The organism is Pseudomonas sp. L5B5 (assembly GCF_020520285.1).
In the GTDB taxonomy this organism is placed as follows: Bacteria; Pseudomonadota; Gammaproteobacteria; order Pseudomonadales; family Pseudomonadaceae; genus Aquipseudomonas.
This window is the reverse complement of the sequence record NZ_CP084742.1, coordinates 1,020,274-1,036,380: the sequence shown is the minus strand read 5'-3', so window position 1 is coordinate 1,036,380 and position 16,107 is coordinate 1,020,274. Positions and strand designations below refer to the sequence as shown.

Below are 16,107 nucleotides of genomic sequence, written 5' to 3'. Positions count from 1 at the left end.
TGGGATGTTACGGACCTTTAAGATTTTTCAATTTTTAAAAAAATATTGTCTGGAGGCACCGGCGTAGCTTCGAATAATAGTTTTGGTTTTTCTAGCAAATAGCCCTGGAGTTTTCCTTTCTTCCGAGGACCTTCCACCTGACAGACCCAAATATTTAAACCATTGTCGCGTTTCCTGTGGACCTTCAGTTTCTCAAACTGCTTCTGCACCCAGCGCCATTCTTCGATTTCCTGACAGGCGCCCTGCGAGATACCGGGGAATTCCTGCGTATAGCGTTGAAAGAGACCAGGCGTGACCAGAAATACGCTCCCAGCCACCGTGTGGATTTTAGCCTTGCTGTCGTTGATGATCAGCTTGTGGCTGAGAATGCCTTCCTTGACCCAATTCAGGAACGCCTGGCCTGGTCTATGCGATTGATGCGTTAAGGTTTGGACAGCACTTTCTGGCGGTACGTCACGGGCCTCAGGCTCTTCCAACTCGAACCTGTCCAGCAACGTGCCGAGGTAATCAGCATCCTCTATCGCCATGGGATCCGGTTGCGGTTGGCTTTGACCTGATTCTGCACCGACTGTCTCGGGCGCTGGTGTTGGTAGCGGGGTGTCAGATGAGTGGTCATGAGCCACAATGTTCACCGTTCCGCTGAACGACATAGGCCGGTCTTCGTCTCCCCAAATCAGTGCCGGCTGAAGGCGCAGAAAAGTGAAACTCTGCTGCCAGGTTCCCTGTGTCACAAGCGCGTTCCAGATGGCTTTACCTTCCGGGGTGGACTCGACCAGTCCATACGATTGCAGCTCGTCGAACACCGCGAGGTTGGACGAGGGAATGCCCTCAATTGATTGCGACAGCAAATAGGCTCGCAGCTTGTCCGTGACCGTCTTGCTCACGAGCCAGAGTGCGTCTTGAGTCAACCAAGCAGCCGCACCCGGCTGGTTGAGTTTCAGCTCGTGCAGAACCAGATGACGCAGTCCGCTGATCAAGTGATGTTGCAGCGAATGAATCGGCGCTTGCAGCGCCTTGCTCGGGTTACCACCGATGTTCTGTGCGGTGGAAACACGGTCTGCCTGCATCACCAACTCACCGAGCACGCCGGCACGTTCGTACTGGCCCGCCAGGACATACAGCAGGCTGGCCCACAGTGGCGGAAATCCACTGAGCCAGTCCAGAATCGGACGGTCGAGAATCTGTGTGTAGAGCAAACCTGCAGCGGCGCCGTGCAAGTGATAGTCACGACCCTTGATGTAACGAAAACGGTAGGGCTGATCCAGGGAGCCCTGCCAAGGATGCCAAACACGGCCATCCTGGCGTTCGACCCGCACGTCCACGGCGATCTTGCCGATGTCATGCAGCAGGGCGCCATAGGCGATGCCTGCCGACCAGGCATCGGTCTGGGCGGCTTGGTCTTCGGGCGCGGCGCCGGTGGGCAGTAGATATGACTGACGCAGTTTCAAACTGCAAGCGACCAGCTCCAGGCCATGGTCGAGCATGCCACCGAGGTACGCATGGTGGTGCGTCTCGCTGGCCGGGAGTAGCTGGACCTGTTCGGCGTAGCGATGGATTGGATTTAAATAGAGCTGGGTGAATTGGGCGTGGGAGAGGGCGGTGTACTGCCAGATGCGATCGAGCAACTGGCGGCGATGCTCCGCTGCTAACAAGCTGTGGGCCGACTCGATGGGCAGGTAACCTTCGGCGACGCTCACGGTCGGTGGCGGAAGGGGCTTCTGCCTTTTGTGGCGAAACAGACTGAGCATCGTGACCTCCGGGAAGTGACTGGATCAGTGGCCTTTTAGCCTTTTCGGGTAGGGCTCTTACCCTTGAATCCCCATTCCCTTCCGACCCTTACCCATCCTTTTGGTGCGTGTCCTTTTGTGCGGCAATCGGAATATTGATACGGCTAGACATCGTCTTGTTGGAGGGCTGGTACGGAAAAGACAAGAGTCGGTACACTGCGGTGCGAATTTTCTCGGGGCTTGCCATGAACCTGACAGACGCCACGCTGGTTTTGCTGCTTGCGGCACGTATCCATGGGACAGACGAAGCCGTCAGAGCCTCGGCGAAGAGCGTGGTCAAGAAGTTGCCGCGCAGTAAGCGCGATCTGATCTACAAGGTGATCGACAGCCGGAGTCCCCTCGAGCTGCTGGATTTTCTGGCGCAGAACCTGGATGCGGAATGACAGGCTGATGGTGTGTGCGCCTCTCTTGTTCTTTGCGTCAGGATCCCGCGGCATGGAGCTTTTCTTCTGAGCATAAAAAGGGCCCAACTCGCGTTGGGCCTTGTGTCGCGTTTGCAACGGTGAGATATCGATTAAGCTCCATCGTTCATGCAAGGCGAGTCATCCAAGACCGCTTGCTTCAGTTGCTGCTCCAGGTTGAGTACATACTCCGAGGCGCTGCGGGCGTGACCACTTGCGCGGAAGATCGCACGTTTGTCAGCCTTGAGCAGGCCGAGCCAGGAGTCGATGTAGCCCTCGTGCCGGAGCTCTCCCGGTATGCCGGTGTAGGCACATAAAAACGCAGCGCCCATTTCGGCGATCAACTCTTCAAACGCGTAGCCTGGTGATCCGTACGGACAGGCTGACGTCACGCCTTCGCGCTGTAACCGAGCGTGATGCCCGGTCCAGTGCGTCAGCTCATGAAGTGCGGTGGCGTAGTACCCGCCTTCCTCATGAAATTGTGCTTTTGTCGGCAGTTGGATGAGATCCCTGATCGGGTGGTAAAAGGCTTCGTCGGTCGGCCGATGAACGATGTGTGCACCTGAACTTAACAGCAAATTTTCCGCGGCGCTGTTGGGCTGGAAGGGATCACTCTGTTCCGTCTCGAACAGGGTTTCATTGAGCATTTCGAGCCCCTCCGTTTGCTCGATGTTGAACAGAAAATGTGTCCTGAGAATGCCGAAGTGAGTGACCTTGGGCTGACCGTTTTCATCGAGTACGGGTTGGCCTAACTCGGTCTGTTCCTCGCGCTCCATCGGCTTGTAGAGCACCGCCAGTGTGCTGTGCTCACCCTTACGGATGTGCCCGCCAGCCTTTTTGGCTTGATTGAAAGTCAGCCAATGATCTTGAGTAAACCCCTGCAACCTGGCCTCGGCCCAGAGCAACGGTAAATTGATCCCAGAATAGGGACGCCGCGTGATGGCGTTGATGGGGTAGGGGTGATGATGACCGACGTCAGCTGAGCCACTTGAGGACCAGGGTTTGATCCAGGGAGCAACGCCTTGGTCTAATGCGGTAACGATCTTGTCAGTCACGTCTTGGTAGATATCGCGCATGGCTATTTCCTCGAGAGAAAAACGGAGGAACGCCGTGCCCGTCGGGGAGGGTTCCCCGATTGGGTGATGTGCTGGATTGATGCAGGTCTTGCATGCCGTCCGAGTGTGGAGGTGGGCGCCGCCAATTGCGCTTAGCGCTTGTGGTCTCCTGCAAGCGCTATCAGCAAGGCGCCAGGCTGACCCGGCTCTTGGAGTAGGCTCAGACTCAATTGCAGCAACGGGTCGTGGTCTAAGTGATCGGTTGGTTCAATGTGGATTATCTCGAACAGCACGTAGGGCTTGTTTGGATAGGCCAGATGGGCTTCGAAGGCTGCGCGCAGTACGTGGCTCAACCGATCGACCTGCAGCTTCTCAGCGTGATCGGATTGCTCGAGCAGTACTGCGCGTTGCCACGCGCCAGGGGTGAACACGATGGGCAACCGAAGGGTGTTCAGTGTTTCCGGTGTAAGTGTGTCGGGCATGGTATGTCTCCGTTGAAACGTGAAGAAACCTGTCCCGTGGGGGAAAAGATTTCCCCGCAGTGGGTTGAAGAAAATCAAGAGGATTTCCCTGACGAGCAGAGCTCGAAAGGCGCTCAGGAGTGCAGTAGGCGTTCATCACCGTAGAAACGGTCACCGTGCGAGCTACCGAACGCTAATCGCACTAGGGGAGAACCATCATCGAAGTGACGTAGCCTTTAAGGTTCTGGCTACCTGGGCGGGGTGCTGTCGATAACAGCGATCCGTACCTTGTATTTAGCCGGACGATTTATACGGGTCAACCTCCAAAGAGACGCTGTTTCACGGGGCTTGTCTTCTGTCTTCCAGTCAAGATTTTTCGGCTGGGCAAACTGATAAACGGTCAGGTACGGACCGTTTTCAGTAGTAGGCTGTTACTCCTGTCTCAACCATGAAAACGCTCAGCAGAGGGCGAGACCATGCCGACTCAGAACCCTATTCAGAATTCACGTGCCCACCGCTGGGCATATACCTGTGGCATGTCGATAAAGCGCGTGTATCGCAATTTGAAAGCGTTTGAGTCCCGCGTGGCTGAGTGTGCGGTGACGGCAGGATTGCCCGCGGGTAAATTACTTGTTCGCGGGAGCTTTCTGATTGCCAAAATGGCAATGATCGGAGGGCTGCTCTTTATCTGTTTCTGGCTGGCCGCTTCTGTTGTGGTGGTGATCGCTGTGATTGCCCTTCTGCAGTCCAAGGCTGTCATCGACACGGATTTTGAAGAGGGCAATCCAGGTCCTGACTACCTTGGGGCTAACTCCTATCTTGGCAACTACGATGACAATGGCCATTACATAGGTCATTTCAAATCATCTGATAACGTCAGGTAAGCTTCTTCGTAGCACCAATCAACTGATCCGTTCCTTTGCCCGCGGCACCATGCGCGGCTTTGCTTGCACCACCTAGCATCCCCTCAAGGCTGTTGCCGATTGAGTAGCCAGCCCAGCTCATGGCGACCAAAAACAGTCCAGGCAGCACCAAGAACATCGCCCCCATCACATACTCGATCACCTGCGCGGTGACAGTCCCATCCATAAACCCGGATGTGGGCAGCGATAACAGCACTTGATTGGACGCCGAGACCTGGTTGTACAAGGTATCGAGCATGCTGGAGTCGACCCAACGAGCCAGTTCCCACCAGAAGCTCAACATGTGCAGCGTGAACAGCGCAAACGTCACGGTCATGACGGTCTTCAGCTGATAGGTACTCACCAACAGAATCAGCGGCAAGCTGATGATGACGCCCATGATCAGGAAGGCCTGCACCATGGGCAGGGCAGCGCGTAGCGCATTCATCGCCGGGAAGTTGCTGAAGGAGCCGAGGGCCAACCCGGTATTGGTGGCCAGGTTATTGAGCCCCTGATTGATCGAGCCGCCTCGGGCACTGGAGCCATAGTCCTGATACACCTGTCCAGGCGACATGGACATCGATTGCTGGCGCGGACTGACCAGCTCACGCAGGGTGGCATCCTCGATCTCGTTGCTCGAACGACCAGTCAACCAACCTTTCAGCTGAGTCAGCAGCGAGGGATCGACCTGCTGGATCAAGCGCTCGCGCAACCCAACACCGCTATCACTCCACCACTGCTTGCAGGTGGGGTAGCCCGCGCCATTCTCCAGCCGCGGCAAGGAAACATCGCGGCTGTCGTCATACGGCCAACTGACTCGCGGTGTGCGTGAACGATCGGTGTCGTAGTAGCCGGGCGTGTCGAGAAAATAGCTTGAACCGATCCAGGACGCGTCGTGACTCTGTACCTTATCCAACTGCGGACGGTTGGTGAACAACCGAGAACGGGAAAAGCCATAGCAGTCGCGAGTGAAATCGGCGACTTCCTGCAGCAGTACCTGGCTGTCGATGCGCGAACTGTCGATCTCCATGCGCATTTGTCGGATATCTGGTGCGCAAGGGATGGAGGCGGTAGCCGCCGCGGTCACGCCTTTGCTCAAGGCATGCACCAAAAACCACCAGATCGGCACATTGGCGGAGCGTTCGCCGATGGTATTGAAGGTGGTCCCCCAGGCGGTTTCCGCCGGCTTGGCGACACTCACGCCGCAGCGCTGGCTCGCCGCATCATCGAACGCCATTGAGGCGAGGCTCAACGGAAAGACGGGGGCGCAGCCAAATAGCACGACGATGTAGGCCAGCCACAACCGGTTCTCGATCCGCGGCACCGAGAGCAGTCCCTTGTTGCCTTCATCCGCGCCTTGCTGACGGGCAGACAACCATTCCTGCAAGATAATTGCGCCAAAGGGCGCGGCGAATAGCCCGGTGTCGGACAGGGCACTCCAGAGCCCGTTGTTGATGATCCAGGCCAGCAGAGAGAGGTAAAACTCCAGGTAGCTGTTGGTGCTCATGAGCATGGTGGTGACCTCACACTCGGGTGAGTTCGACGCAGGTAAAGAGCACGAGCCCTAATACTCCAATGCGTTTCACGCGCAGTCGATGCTGTGGTCGATGTCGGTAGCGCCGAAGCAGATCCCACCAGAGCGCAAAGAGGGCGGCGTAGAGCAGGGCGCGCCACCACCGCAGATAAGGTCGTACGGATTCGATTGCCTGCTGCCAGACCTCGAAACTACCCAGCGCAGTGTGGCCGATCCAGGCGACCAGTGCGGCGGTGAGGATCATCACCGCGGCAATCCCCAGACCTGAAAGCAGAGTGAATAGCGGTGAGCGTTTCATGGCTCACTTGCGCCTAGCGTCAGCATCATTGAGTCGGCCCGGCTCAGGGTCGCCTTGCTCGACGGTACGCGAAGCATCGGCACCACCGGCATGCCGATCGAGCACCAGGCTGGCGGTATTGGTTGCGAGCATCTGCCGGACCTGCAGCTCGGTTTGTAGCAGACGTATTTCGCGCTCCAGGGCGTCGATATTTTTCGTCAAGGCTGTCTCGGCCGGCTCGGCTGAAGCGATGTTCGGTTCGTGACTGCCCGCCAGCAGGGTGCGCAGTAGCAGCAACGCTTTGTCGAGCACGCTGGACAAGGCTGTCTCACTGGCCAGGCGGCGTGCCAACAGATCTTGGTCAGGATCGTCGCGCAGGGCTTCAATCACGCCACGGGTCACCGGCAGCATCGGGCTGGAGGCTTTCGCCAGGTTGTCAGGGGTAGGCCGCAGTAAGCCCGACAACAGCCCTTGCAGGGCCTTGAGACGTTCGCTGTAGGCCTCCTGGATCAGCGGCGTTAACCCACTGCCAGCGGTAGCACGCAGGGTTTCGCAGGCGTCGCAGGTCGTAACTTCGCTCTCGCCCAACACCCGAACGGCCCACTCGGATTCCTCCTGGGGCGAAGCCCAGGTCTGGCAAATAGCCCCACCCAGGCAATCGTTAACACTGATCGAGGCACTGTCATCCACCGAACGGTTATGCAGCAGGTTATAGCCCGCGCGCACCACGTCGGAAGTCACTCGTATGGGCATCTGCCCATTACCTCCAGCCTTCGAGCCGCCGACCCAGGACACGCCATTGTTGCCGTTGCGGGCCTCGGTGTTTTTCACCGCAGCCACCGCATCGCCACCGGTTTGCTCCAGGTTGCCCTGCATCTCCTGGTTCTTGGCCAGCGCGCCCCAGCCGGCTTGACCGACCTTGTCCGCCATCTTCTCGGCCATGGCCTGGCAGGTCAGCTTGGATCGGTCGAAGTCGATGCGACCCTGCATAACGCCGTTACTCAGCAACTCATAGAGGCCGGGATTGGCGCGCTGGATGATCAACGCTGGCAGCGACATTACCGCTTGGGTCGCGTTCTGCACGATGCTGCTCATGATCTGCTGGAAACCTTCGGTGGCGCCGTTCAGCTGGTTTTGCAGGGTGTTGGTGAGACTCATGTTTCCGCACATCATGTTCGCTCGCCAAGACCCGCCGACACCGAGACCACTGGGTCGGTAGAGCGAACTCGGTGAGCCGACTGCCGAGCCGCCACCAATGGTGTACATGACTCGGTCGTCAAGTACTTCGCCTTGAGTACCCAGGCGGTAAACGCCCTCGGCGGCGTGGGCATGCGTGGCCATCGCGAGCAGTCCACAGAGCAGCAGGCTCTTCACGGCAAGCCATGGTCGCGCGAGAAGCCGGTTCATGAAGCACCGCCTTCGAAGTCGATGGCGAACAGGAAGGTTTGTCCTTCACGTTTGCAGCAGCTATAGGGGCGCCATAGCGACCAGGCGTAGCCGCCATCCGCGCTCTGTACCGGTTCGCTGGGGAAGATGGCGCACGTGGGCTGCACCTGAGGGTAAAGCAATTGCCATTTGTGAGTCGAAGTGTCGTTTTCAACGGTCGGGCCCGGCGGCCAGTAGCCGTCGCGTTTGGCAGGCGTCAGTGGTACGTACACATGCGGCTGCCAATTGCGGGTAATCACATCGCCGGCCCGTTGCGCCATGACGGCGGCCGCCTTGAAGTCGTCGGGCTGTACCAGAAAGCCCTGCCGGGGATAAACGTTGCCCCACATGTTTCCCGAAGCCTGACGACCAATTTCACGGAGCCCCGGCATGAGCGACTCGGGGTAAAGACTTTCTGGGATGCCATGGCGCCAGGCCAGTGAGTCCAAGGTGCTCAGGTAGTAAGGCATGAATGCAGTTGCAACACTAGCGCAGGCATAGCCGGATTGCGAAGCCAGTTGTGTGGCGGCCCAACCTCCGGGGTGGCCGATGCCATCAACGTTCTTGAAGCGGGGTAGGTTGTCACGCTGGGTGTTCGGCGTGATCAGGTTGCCGCCACCTTCCGCACCACTGATGGGAGAGGAGAGGGTAGCCATCTCGGCCCAAGGGTTATTGCCGGTGGTGGCGTAGCTCGAGACCACCAGTTCAGGAATGAAATGACGAACCTTGGTCGAGGTTTTGACTGTGCAGCCGAAGGGCGTGCAGAGGAGCCAGAAACAAATGCCGACGACCCTGTAGTCGAGACAGTTTGGCGAAAGCACGGAAGACGTGATGCTGACGGTGTCCAGCGCCACGCTTGGGCCGCACGCCAGCAGGATGCTCAGCGCCAGGGGCCGTAGCTTTGTGGGCGAGATTGACGAGCAGGCAACAGGCATGATCCAGGCTCTCGGTGTATGGCCTGGGCAGGTTCGATTACGGACTGAAGATTGTCAGGGGAAATTATGAAGGCGGATCTATCGGATTTGTGAGCCGTGAGACTATTATTTGACGTGAAGGGCGCTGCGCAGAGTATCGGGTTCTGCAAGTAGCTGATCTGTGGTGATTTCGAGAATATTGGCGAGCTTGCACAGGACCAACAGCGACGGATTGCCCGTGCATCGTTCGATTTGACTGACGTAGGTGCGATCCACCTCGGCCATGAGCGCGAGCTGCTCTTGGGTAAGGTTTTTCACGCGTCGCATCAAGCGGATGTTTTCCGCCAGTTGCAGACGAAGGTGTTCGTAGTCTTGAGCCATGCGCGCAAATTGCGCCTTGAGGGACTCTCAATCCACGGGATATAGTCTACATTGGCATTGATCTAGGCCATTTGATGCTCATGCCTGTTATCGAGCGTTCATTTGGCGTGGTTAAGCTTGTCAAAGTTGGCCCCAACGTCTAACAATAAATCAGAAATCTAGGGTGTGTATGGACGAAATCTACATTTCAATTCCGGCGGCGGATGGTTGCTCGGGCCTTCTGACACCCTGGGGCAACGAGTTTGCCCCGATGATCGAGCGTGGCGTGCAATGCGCTCAGGCTTGGCTTGATACGCCCGGTGAGATTCCCCTGTGGTGGGAGCTGGCGCAAACCCGCAAGACCTTTCCTGTCGGTGACTGCCAGGATGCCTTCGAAGCCGGATTCTTGTTGAGGATTCAGCAGCGGCTCCGGAGCGTATCGCAATAACCGATCACTCGCTTTAGAGCGAGAGGCCTGAATAGATTCCCCTATGCGGGTTCTATTCCTCGCGCTCTATCGATCCGTTCAGCTACCCGATACGCCGCTTCCAACTCAGAGCAGCCGTTCTCCTGCATCAGTGTCCAGCGCTCAGCTTTTTCCTCGGGCTCCGTCATGGCCAGGGCGAGATAGAGGCTGGGCGGTACGGCTCGAAACAGCGTCTCGAGCTTTTTCGACAGCACCACTCCCTCGGTGTATTTCCCCGGCTCCTTACTGGCGGAGAGCAGCAAGGCTTTCTGCGCTGGTGAAAGCTTTTTGAAACGGGCGATCTCTTCGATTTCCGCGGGCGGCATGTTCAAACAAATCCACCATTCGATCATGTTGAGCATGGTCTGCGCAGCCGTGGGAAAGTCAGCAAGGTTTTGCGTCGCTAGCCAGAACCATGCGCCGAGCTTACGCCACATCTTCGTGCCCTTGACCACGAATGGCGCCAGCAGAGGGTTTTTGGTGATGATATGGCCCTCGTCGGTGACCATGATGATCGGCCGTCCCAGATACTGATCGCGCTCGGCGATGTTATTCACAGTGTTCATCAGGCTGATGTAGCTGATGGACATCTGTGCCTCGTAGCCTTCGCGGGCATAAGTGGCCAGGTCGACAATGGTCACATCGCTTTCAGGCCAAGGCGTGCCTTCGCGATCGAACAGTTCCCCTTCGAAACCCTGGCAAAACAGGTCGATGGACTCGCCCATTTCCTGGGCGCGCTCACGACGTTTCTCCGGTAAATGCGGGTCGGCGGCGACGCGCAGCAAGGCGTCGCGCACGTCGCGAGTCAGCACCTGGCGGCCCGCATTGACGCAGGTCTGCGCCGCATCCAGGATGCACTCGCGGATCAGGCTGCGGTCGGCTCGACTCAGGCGGGCTTCTTCCTTGGGCTCGCCGCCGGTGATCATCAGTCGAGCGGTGATTTCCAATTCACCGAGAATGTCGCGCTGGTCTTCGCGACTGGTTACGACCTCATCGTCCAGCTCATCGATCGACAGACTGGCTACCTGGTCCGGCTGCTCGACCAGGCGCCAAGCGTCGGCGAACGGTGCGAGACTGACCGAGGCGCCAGGTTTCAATTGGACCTTGTTGACCGACAGGCCCTGTCTCGCAAAGTAGTCGCCCTGTAACCCGAAGGAGTTTCCGGCCTCGACGACAAACAGACGAGGGCGGTACACCGCCATGACCTGCATCAGCAGGGTGACCAGGGTCGCCGACTTGCCTGCACCGGTGGGGCCGAACAACAGCAGATGACCGTTCATGGCCCGATCCAGGCGTGACAGAGGGTCGAAGCTCAATGGCGAACCGCCGCGGTTGAACAGAGTGATGCCCGGGTGACCTGTGCCCGTGCTGCGGCCCCACACCGGAAGGAGGTTTGCCAGGTGCTGTGCGAACATCAGGCGCGTGTACCAGTTGCGCATGTCTCGGGCCGGGTTGTAAGCCATCGGCAACCAGCGTAGGTAGCTGTTGCAGGCGGCGACTTCATCGCCTTCGCGTACCGGCTGCAGCCCAGCACCCAGCAGAGCGTTGGCCAGGCTGACCGAGCGCTGGTGCAGTTGCTGCTCCTCGTGACCGCGCACGTAGAACGCCAGCGTTCCGCGGTACAGCTTGTGCTGGCGACCAATGATCGCGCGAGCCTCTTCAACATCTTGGCGGGTCTGGGTCGAGGCCAGGTTTTCACCGATGGCTTTGCGCGTCAGGCGGTTCAACTGATCCTCGAGTACATCCTGTGGTTTGACCACTAAAGTCAGACTCATCACCGTACCTTCGGGTAACTGGTCGAACAGGGCATTCACCGCGTCGCCTTTGCGGGTTTCGCCAGTGAGTTGACCAATCAAGGGCGCTCGGCGCAGCTTGTCCACTACCATGACTCGATGGGGCTGATCGTCAAAAAACCAGAGTCCATGCTGCACATCTGAACGCGGTTCGTTGAAGAACAGTCGCTCGGCAAAGTCGTGGTCGAAGGGCAGTGCCAGCGACTCACCGTCGCCACACTCCGGGTAGGCCACGCGGCGGTAGAAATCCTCGGGTGCCTCATCGGTGAGCGTGGGTGCCGGATTGAACCAGGGCAATAACCAGGCATACAGACCTCGGCCATCGACTCGCGTCGATTGCACCCCGCAAGCTTGCAACGAAGCCACGATACGTTCGCCAGCCTGATGCAGGGATTGCACGGGGGTGAGACCCTTCTCCTCCGCGTCAGACTCAAGCCAGCGATAGACTACCAGGCGCACCCGGCGGTCGTTACCGCGCCAGGGTAGGCGCGTCACTACCTTATCTTCAAACAGACCACCGGGCTTGGCGATGGCCTGCAGATGGCGGCGAGTAAGTTCCAGGTACGCTCCGGTGAAGACCGTGCCTCGCGCGCTGTCCTGAATATAATCGGTGAGCCGGGTCAGGCAGGGGGTGAAGTCGTTGTCGTCCTGGCAGAAAAACTGCGCCACCCAAGGCGCTTGATCCAGCTCGTCAAAGCTATCCTGCAGGGCATCCTCAAGTGCATCGCGGGCCGCCATCAACCAATCGGGTTCGCGCCCTTCGGTACCGATGGGCAACAACTCGAACACCGCGCCCACCGAGCGATTGTCATCCAGCAGAAAACACTGCTCGGTGTCGAGGTACTCGACCCAAGGCAGGTGATCGGTGAAGCTGGGGTTGTGCGCATAGAGTGCAGCTTCATCGGCCAAGGTGGCGTGAGGACGCGATGGGTTGCGCCAGGCTTTCCATGCAGAAGTGCGGTTCCCCGAGTCGCCGCTACGCACTACAAGTCTTCCTGACGTTCACCCGGCAATGCGTACTGCACCCGTTGGTAGAACGGAAAGACGGTCGAGTAACCCGGAACTGGTGCCTGCTCTGTCCCACTCAAATGTGGGTACACGTACAGCACCAGATCGGGATTGGGCAGGCGCGGGAACAGGTTGCGGATCTCGTTCGCCGCAGTGCGCGTGTACGGCTCCTGGAGAGACGCGGAGAAATCTGCTGGAGCCAACGGGCGGCGTAACTGCTGTCGAGCCTCCAGCAGTTGCTGCTGAGTGCCTTGCGAACCGGCGCCGTTCCAGATGTCCAGCATGGTTTGCTCGCCATGGGGCAGCAGCATGTCCTTGTCGGTGGAACACCCCGCCAGAACCCAGCAGAGCACGCTAATCCAGGTCAGGCAGAGAGGCATGGTCTTTTTCATGGCGAACGCTCCGGCCCTTGGGCTCGTAGTCGATGGTGATCTCATGGTCGAGGTGCAGCGCGACCTGTGCGGCCGGTGGCACGTACACGGCCGCAAAGGCCTCGCCATAGAGCTTGTTGACCCACTCGCGGATATCGCTGACCCCGCCACTGAGAATTGAATTCAGCGCGCTGTTGCCCTTGCTGTTGGTGACCCCGAAGGCACTGCCGCCCGAACTGATCAAGCTGTTGTTGTTCTGCTCATCCCCGAGCAAGGCGGCGACACTCGCACCGGCCGCAGTGATCAGACTCTGGCTGCCGAGGTACTGCTGGGCGTTCGAGCGGCGCTCGCCGGCGATGCACGGGATGCCATACGGGTCGGACAGGTAACCGAGTCCGCCACGGATCTTGTCGGTGTTCGAGCTCTGGGTGGTGGAGGCAGTGCGGCTGGCTACCGCCTTCGGCTGAGGCACCGTGCGGATGGTGCCATCGGTAAACACAAAGGTGATTGACTCGACCTGTCCGCGTACGCAGGACAGGGTCCAGTCCCCGGACGCCGTGCCACTCATCACGGCACCTGCGACGTCCGGCAGGTCGATGCCGTTGGCAGTCAGATTCTCCGGACCGACCAACACCTTGAAGGGATAGGGATCATTCACTGTGCCATCCACCGGGACTCGGCCGATCAGCGCGGTCATGGCGACCGAGCCCATCAATGTCGCGTTTTCGGGAATGGTGTAGACCGGCTTCGCGCCTTCGGTACGATCAGCGTATCGCGTCAGGTCACGTTCACCCTGGGTGGCTGCACGTAGCTGTTTCTGGCTACGATCAATGGCGTTATCTTTCAAGCCTTCCAGTGAGTTGAAGGCAGTCGGCAGACTCAGTGAGGAGGAGGTCGTGGTTTTGCCTCGGGCATCGGTGGGCGGAGCATCCGAGGGCTCAATCCACTGTAGCGCATCATTGGTAGAGTGCCGCCCTTCGAACTGAGTGCCGTCGCCGGGCTCAAGCCCCAATCCGATCGGCATGTCCTTGCTTTTGCCAGCCAGCCCCGACAACTGCTCCTGTAATTGCGTCAGCAGGCCGCGAGCCTGACGACTGTCTTGTTCCGCTTTGAGTCGGGCCTCGTTGGCTTGGCGGCGGCCTTCGTCGACCTGCTGGGTCACACTGCCAAGCGCGGTCTGGATACGCGAATCGACACTGCTTTCCCGCTCGCGTAGGCGGTTGTTTTCCGTCAACAGCGAATCGTTGTGTTTCTTCAAACTGAGCATGTCACTGCGCATGGCCTTCACCTGGCCGACCAGGGTGGCGACCGTGTCGCGTGGGGTATCGCCCGCAATGCCGAGCGACTTGGCTTGCTCGGCGGATAACTGAAGGTTGCCCTGATCAACCGGCTTCTCAGGAGAGGAACTGCTGTCACCCGCAACCCAGGTTTTCAGGATGATCAGCACCACGGCCAGCAGCGCAGCCGGTACCAGCCATTTGAGCAATGCATTAGCCTTCATCGCCAGCACCTCGCGCAACGGGCAGGAGCAGCACGGCTTGCTCGAGGCTGGCACCGCGGGTGACAAGGTAGGCGATCGTGGTGTCTTCAGCGCTGCCGACAGGCCCGAGGAAAGCATGCTGGAAGGCCGCGGCGAACAGCTTGGCCTGAAGCCAGCGCGGATCGAGTTGCACCGTCGCTGAACCACGGTTGCGTAACTTCACCGCCGTCACCCAGTAATCACCGAGTCGCCAGGCGGCGATAGGCGTACTGGACACGTTTTCGGTGGGCAGCAGGGTCGGCAGTTCAGTGCGCAGCTTGAGCGGGACGCGGCGTACACCGGGCAGGGACTCCACGGTGCGCAGCGGCGCGTACAGGCTTTGCGCGGCGTAGCGCGTCAAAGCGACTGGGATCGGTGTGCGTTCCGGAACAGGGACGGTGCTAGATTCTGCCTCGGTAGCTTGCATCTGAGCATTCTTAAGAATACGCACAGGCTCCAGCGGTTGATCACCGGGAGTGGCCGCGATGTCCAGGAGGATGATCTCGCCCGTCGCGACCGACTGCAGTTGCAGGCGGGTCGGGGCAATGGCTTCCGACGCGCGCAGGTACAGCGTGCCGCCAGTTGATTGCACGCGCAGCTTGCCCGTCAGGGTCGAGGGCACGCCGACGCGAACAGCCTCATCGACAAAGACCACTCGTTCATGATTGATCACCAGCGGGACCGCGAGGGGGAGGCGTTCCCAATGCATCAGCTCGACGGCCTGCGCAGCAACTCCCCATAGCATCAGTGCGATGGTGAGCCCCAGGGTAGAAATCCGCGTCATGGCTCACCTCCAGGCAGAGCGATTTTTTGCGGCGTGCCCTGATAGCAATCCAGTGCCAGCCCCCACTTGTTGCGCTCGGGATCCTGGTCGAAACGCACTACGCGTAATGGATAACGCACCACCACCCGTTTCACCGGTTCGGCGGCGTAATACTCATCGGCATTGAGGTCGAGCTTGACCAACCAGCTGTCGCGGTCGAGTTGCTTGACCCTGAGTTCCGGATCCTCGCTGTAACCTCGTCCCAGGATTTCGTAGACGCCACGCACCCGCTGGCGCAGTTCGCCAGCGGCCTTGCGGTACTCGTAATCGCCGTCGAAGAAGGCCTTGCAGGCGGGTGTCAGGTAGGGCTGCAAGCCATAGATGGCGCGGCGATAATCCTGCTCGCCATCCGAGGGCCAACGGTTGAGTTGGCCAAAGATATACAGGGCAAAGGCATAGACATTCTCCGAGGGGATATCCCACCACTTGCGCGTGCTGCCCGAGCGTAGGTCTGGGGGGACATGCACAGTCAGATCGGTCGGTGCCGAGCGCCAGCCGTACCAAAGTCCGGCACAGACTAGGGCACCGATCACTACCGCCAGACGCAGGCTGAAGATGTGGGCCTGTTGGGCATCGACCTTGTTCCGAAATCGGCTCATGGTAGCCACCGGGACAGGGCAGGACGGAGACGGCTTGAGCGGCGAACCGTCCAGGCACCGGAGTGCAGAATCAAACTTCCGCGACCCAGACGCCAACGGCTGGCAAGCATCCATTCGAGCTTGCGGTACAACCAGGTCTCGGGGCGAGCCCGTTTGGCCCGACGCAGTAGTGTGCCACCGGCAAATAACACCACCGCCATGCCTGCGATCATGCTGGTCGGCGCCACGGCAATGGAGGCGGTGGCGATCGCCAGCGGAACGCCTAGCAGCAGGCCAATGACCGCACCGGTGCCGAGCGCTACCCACATCTCATCATTGGTCAAGCCACGCAATACGGCGGGATCACGGTTGAGCCGCTCCGGCAGAAAAACCAAGGTGCCGTCGGAAAGGCGTTCGATAGTGTCGTTCATGC

At 59.1% G+C, this 16,107-nt stretch carries 17 protein-coding genes; 3 read left to right on the top strand and 14 right to left on the bottom strand.

Features of this window, described 5'->3' with window-relative positions:
• Positions 1 to 17 precede the first annotated feature (17 nt).
• Entirely contained in the window at positions 18 to 1,748 is a 1,731-nt protein-coding gene (gene mobH, locus LGQ10_RS04665; protein WP_174395414.1) for a MobH family relaxase, read from the bottom strand.
• A 224-nt stretch (positions 1,749 to 1,972) separates the two neighbouring features.
• On the opposite strand from mobH, the gene LGQ10_RS04660 reads away from it, so the two are divergent.
• A complete protein-coding gene (locus LGQ10_RS04660) occupies positions 1,973 to 2,170 on the top strand; it encodes a hypothetical protein (RefSeq protein WP_174395415.1) in 198 nt (65 codons plus the stop codon).
• 131 nt (positions 2,171 to 2,301) lie between these two features.
• On the opposite strand, the gene LGQ10_RS04655 is transcribed toward LGQ10_RS04660, so the two are convergent.
• Entirely contained in the window at positions 2,302 to 3,264 is a 963-nt protein-coding gene (locus tag LGQ10_RS04655) for an ArdC family protein (protein ID WP_174395416.1), read from the bottom strand.
• Positions 3,265 to 3,395: 131 nt separating this feature from the next.
• Positions 3,396 to 3,725: a hypothetical protein gene (locus tag LGQ10_RS04650; protein ID WP_174395417.1), complete on the bottom strand. Its 330-nt coding sequence runs from the start codon at positions 3,723 to 3,725 to the stop codon at positions 3,396 to 3,398.
• Positions 3,726 to 4,180: 455 nt separating this feature from the next.
• Between LGQ10_RS04650 and LGQ10_RS04645 the strand changes: the two genes are divergently transcribed.
• A complete protein-coding gene (locus tag LGQ10_RS04645; protein WP_174395418.1) occupies positions 4,181 to 4,588 on the top strand; it encodes a DUF3742 family protein in 408 nt (135 codons plus the stop codon).
• Here LGQ10_RS04645 and LGQ10_RS04640 read toward each other — a convergent pair.
• The 5 genes from LGQ10_RS04640 to LGQ10_RS04620 form a co-directional block, all read right to left on the bottom strand.
• Positions 4,581 to 6,119, bottom strand: a complete 1,539-nt coding sequence (locus LGQ10_RS04640; protein ID WP_174395419.1) for a conjugal transfer protein TraG N-terminal domain-containing protein — start codon at positions 6,117 to 6,119, stop codon at positions 4,581 to 4,583. The genes LGQ10_RS04645 and LGQ10_RS04640 overlap by 8 nt on opposite strands.
• Before the next feature lie 10 nt (positions 6,120 to 6,129).
• On the bottom strand, positions 6,130 to 6,438 hold the full coding sequence (locus LGQ10_RS04635) for a hypothetical protein (protein WP_174395420.1): 309 nt from the start codon (positions 6,436 to 6,438) through the stop codon (positions 6,130 to 6,132).
• Positions 6,439 to 6,441: 3 nt separating this feature from the next.
• Complete coding sequence (locus tag LGQ10_RS04630) at positions 6,442 to 7,824, bottom strand: integrating conjugative element protein (RefSeq protein WP_174395421.1); 1,383 nt, start codon at positions 7,822 to 7,824, stop codon at positions 6,442 to 6,444.
• Positions 7,821 to 8,777: a TIGR03756 family integrating conjugative element protein gene (locus tag LGQ10_RS04625; RefSeq protein WP_174395422.1), complete on the bottom strand. Its 957-nt coding sequence runs from the start codon at positions 8,775 to 8,777 to the stop codon at positions 7,821 to 7,823. Before LGQ10_RS04625 ends, LGQ10_RS04630 begins: the two co-directional genes overlap by 4 nt.
• A 105-nt stretch (positions 8,778 to 8,882) precedes the next feature.
• Positions 8,883 to 9,137 (bottom strand): helix-turn-helix domain-containing protein, encoded by a 255-nt coding sequence (locus LGQ10_RS04620; RefSeq protein ID WP_174395423.1) that lies wholly within the window; start codon positions 9,135 to 9,137, stop codon positions 8,883 to 8,885.
• 169 nt (positions 9,138 to 9,306) lie between these two features.
• On the opposite strand from LGQ10_RS04620, the gene LGQ10_RS04615 reads away from it, so the two are divergent.
• Positions 9,307 to 9,564, top strand: coding sequence for a LasR-specific antiactivator QslA (locus LGQ10_RS04615; RefSeq protein WP_174395424.1), 258 nt, complete (start codon positions 9,307 to 9,309; stop codon positions 9,562 to 9,564).
• 41 nt (positions 9,565 to 9,605) lie between these two features.
• Here the strand turns inward: LGQ10_RS04615 and LGQ10_RS04610 are convergent, their stop codons facing one another.
• From LGQ10_RS04610 to LGQ10_RS04585, 6 genes are read right to left on the bottom strand one after another with little or no spacing between them, the layout of a single operon-like run.
• Positions 9,606 to 12,359 (bottom strand): conjugative transfer ATPase, encoded by a 2,754-nt coding sequence (locus tag LGQ10_RS04610; RefSeq protein ID WP_174395425.1) that lies wholly within the window; start codon positions 12,357 to 12,359, stop codon positions 9,606 to 9,608.
• Positions 12,359 to 12,775 carry a TIGR03751 family conjugal transfer lipoprotein gene (locus tag LGQ10_RS04605; RefSeq protein WP_174395426.1) on the bottom strand — a complete coding sequence of 139 codons (417 nt, stop codon included), beginning with the start codon at positions 12,773 to 12,775 and terminating at the stop codon, positions 12,359 to 12,361. The genes LGQ10_RS04610 and LGQ10_RS04605 overlap by 1 nt, the downstream gene beginning before the upstream one ends.
• Positions 12,738 to 14,255, bottom strand: coding sequence for a TIGR03752 family integrating conjugative element protein (locus tag LGQ10_RS04600; RefSeq protein ID WP_174395427.1), 1,518 nt, complete (start codon positions 14,253 to 14,255; stop codon positions 12,738 to 12,740). The genes LGQ10_RS04605 and LGQ10_RS04600 overlap by 38 nt, the downstream gene beginning before the upstream one ends.
• A complete protein-coding gene (locus tag LGQ10_RS04595; RefSeq protein ID WP_174395428.1) occupies positions 14,245 to 15,057 on the bottom strand; it encodes a TIGR03749 family integrating conjugative element protein in 813 nt (270 codons plus the stop codon). The genes LGQ10_RS04600 and LGQ10_RS04595 overlap by 11 nt, the downstream gene beginning before the upstream one ends.
• A complete protein-coding gene (locus LGQ10_RS04590; RefSeq protein ID WP_174395429.1) occupies positions 15,054 to 15,695 on the bottom strand; it encodes a PFL_4703 family integrating conjugative element protein in 642 nt (213 codons plus the stop codon). The genes LGQ10_RS04595 and LGQ10_RS04590 overlap by 4 nt, the downstream gene beginning before the upstream one ends.
• Positions 15,692 to 16,105, bottom strand: coding sequence for a TIGR03750 family conjugal transfer protein (locus LGQ10_RS04585; protein ID WP_174395430.1), 414 nt, complete (start codon positions 16,103 to 16,105; stop codon positions 15,692 to 15,694). Before LGQ10_RS04585 ends, LGQ10_RS04590 begins: the two co-directional genes overlap by 4 nt.
• Positions 16,106 to 16,107 lie beyond the last annotated feature (2 nt).

Coding starts and splice junctions, on each gene's coding strand:
- LGQ10_RS04635 (WP_174395420.1), bottom strand. CDS start 6,438: ATGAAACGCTCACCGCTATTCACTCTGCTTTCAGGTCTGGGGATTGCC.
- LGQ10_RS04660 (WP_174395415.1), top strand. CDS start 1,973: ATGAACCTGACAGACGCCACGCTGGTTTTGCTGCTTGCGGCACGTATC.
- mobH (WP_174395414.1), bottom strand. CDS start 1,748: ATGCTCAGTCTGTTTCGCCACAAAAGGCAGAAGCCCCTTCCGCCACCG.
- LGQ10_RS04650 (WP_174395417.1), bottom strand. CDS start 3,725: ATGCCCGACACACTTACACCGGAAACACTGAACACCCTTCGGTTGCCC.
- LGQ10_RS04585 (WP_174395430.1), bottom strand. CDS start 16,105: ATGAACGACACTATCGAACGCCTTTCCGACGGCACCTTGGTTTTTCTG.
- LGQ10_RS04645 (WP_174395418.1), top strand. CDS start 4,181: ATGCCGACTCAGAACCCTATTCAGAATTCACGTGCCCACCGCTGGGCA.
- LGQ10_RS04600 (WP_174395427.1), bottom strand. CDS start 14,255: ATGAAGGCTAATGCATTGCTCAAATGGCTGGTACCGGCTGCGCTGCTG.
- LGQ10_RS04590 (WP_174395429.1), bottom strand. CDS start 15,695: ATGAGCCGATTTCGGAACAAGGTCGATGCCCAACAGGCCCACATCTTC.
- LGQ10_RS04620 (WP_174395423.1), bottom strand. CDS start 9,137: ATGGCTCAAGACTACGAACACCTTCGTCTGCAACTGGCGGAAAACATC.
- LGQ10_RS04655 (WP_174395416.1), bottom strand. CDS start 3,264: ATGCGCGATATCTACCAAGACGTGACTGACAAGATCGTTACCGCATTA.
- LGQ10_RS04615 (WP_174395424.1), top strand. CDS start 9,307: ATGGACGAAATCTACATTTCAATTCCGGCGGCGGATGGTTGCTCGGGC.
- LGQ10_RS04605 (WP_174395426.1), bottom strand. CDS start 12,775: ATGAAAAAGACCATGCCTCTCTGCCTGACCTGGATTAGCGTGCTCTGC.
- LGQ10_RS04630 (WP_174395421.1), bottom strand. CDS start 7,824: ATGAACCGGCTTCTCGCGCGACCATGGCTTGCCGTGAAGAGCCTGCTG.
- LGQ10_RS04625 (WP_174395422.1), bottom strand. CDS start 8,777: ATGCCTGTTGCCTGCTCGTCAATCTCGCCCACAAAGCTACGGCCCCTG.
- LGQ10_RS04640 (WP_174395419.1), bottom strand. CDS start 6,119: ATGCTCATGAGCACCAACAGCTACCTGGAGTTTTACCTCTCTCTGCTG.
- LGQ10_RS04595 (WP_174395428.1), bottom strand. CDS start 15,057: ATGACGCGGATTTCTACCCTGGGGCTCACCATCGCACTGATGCTATGG.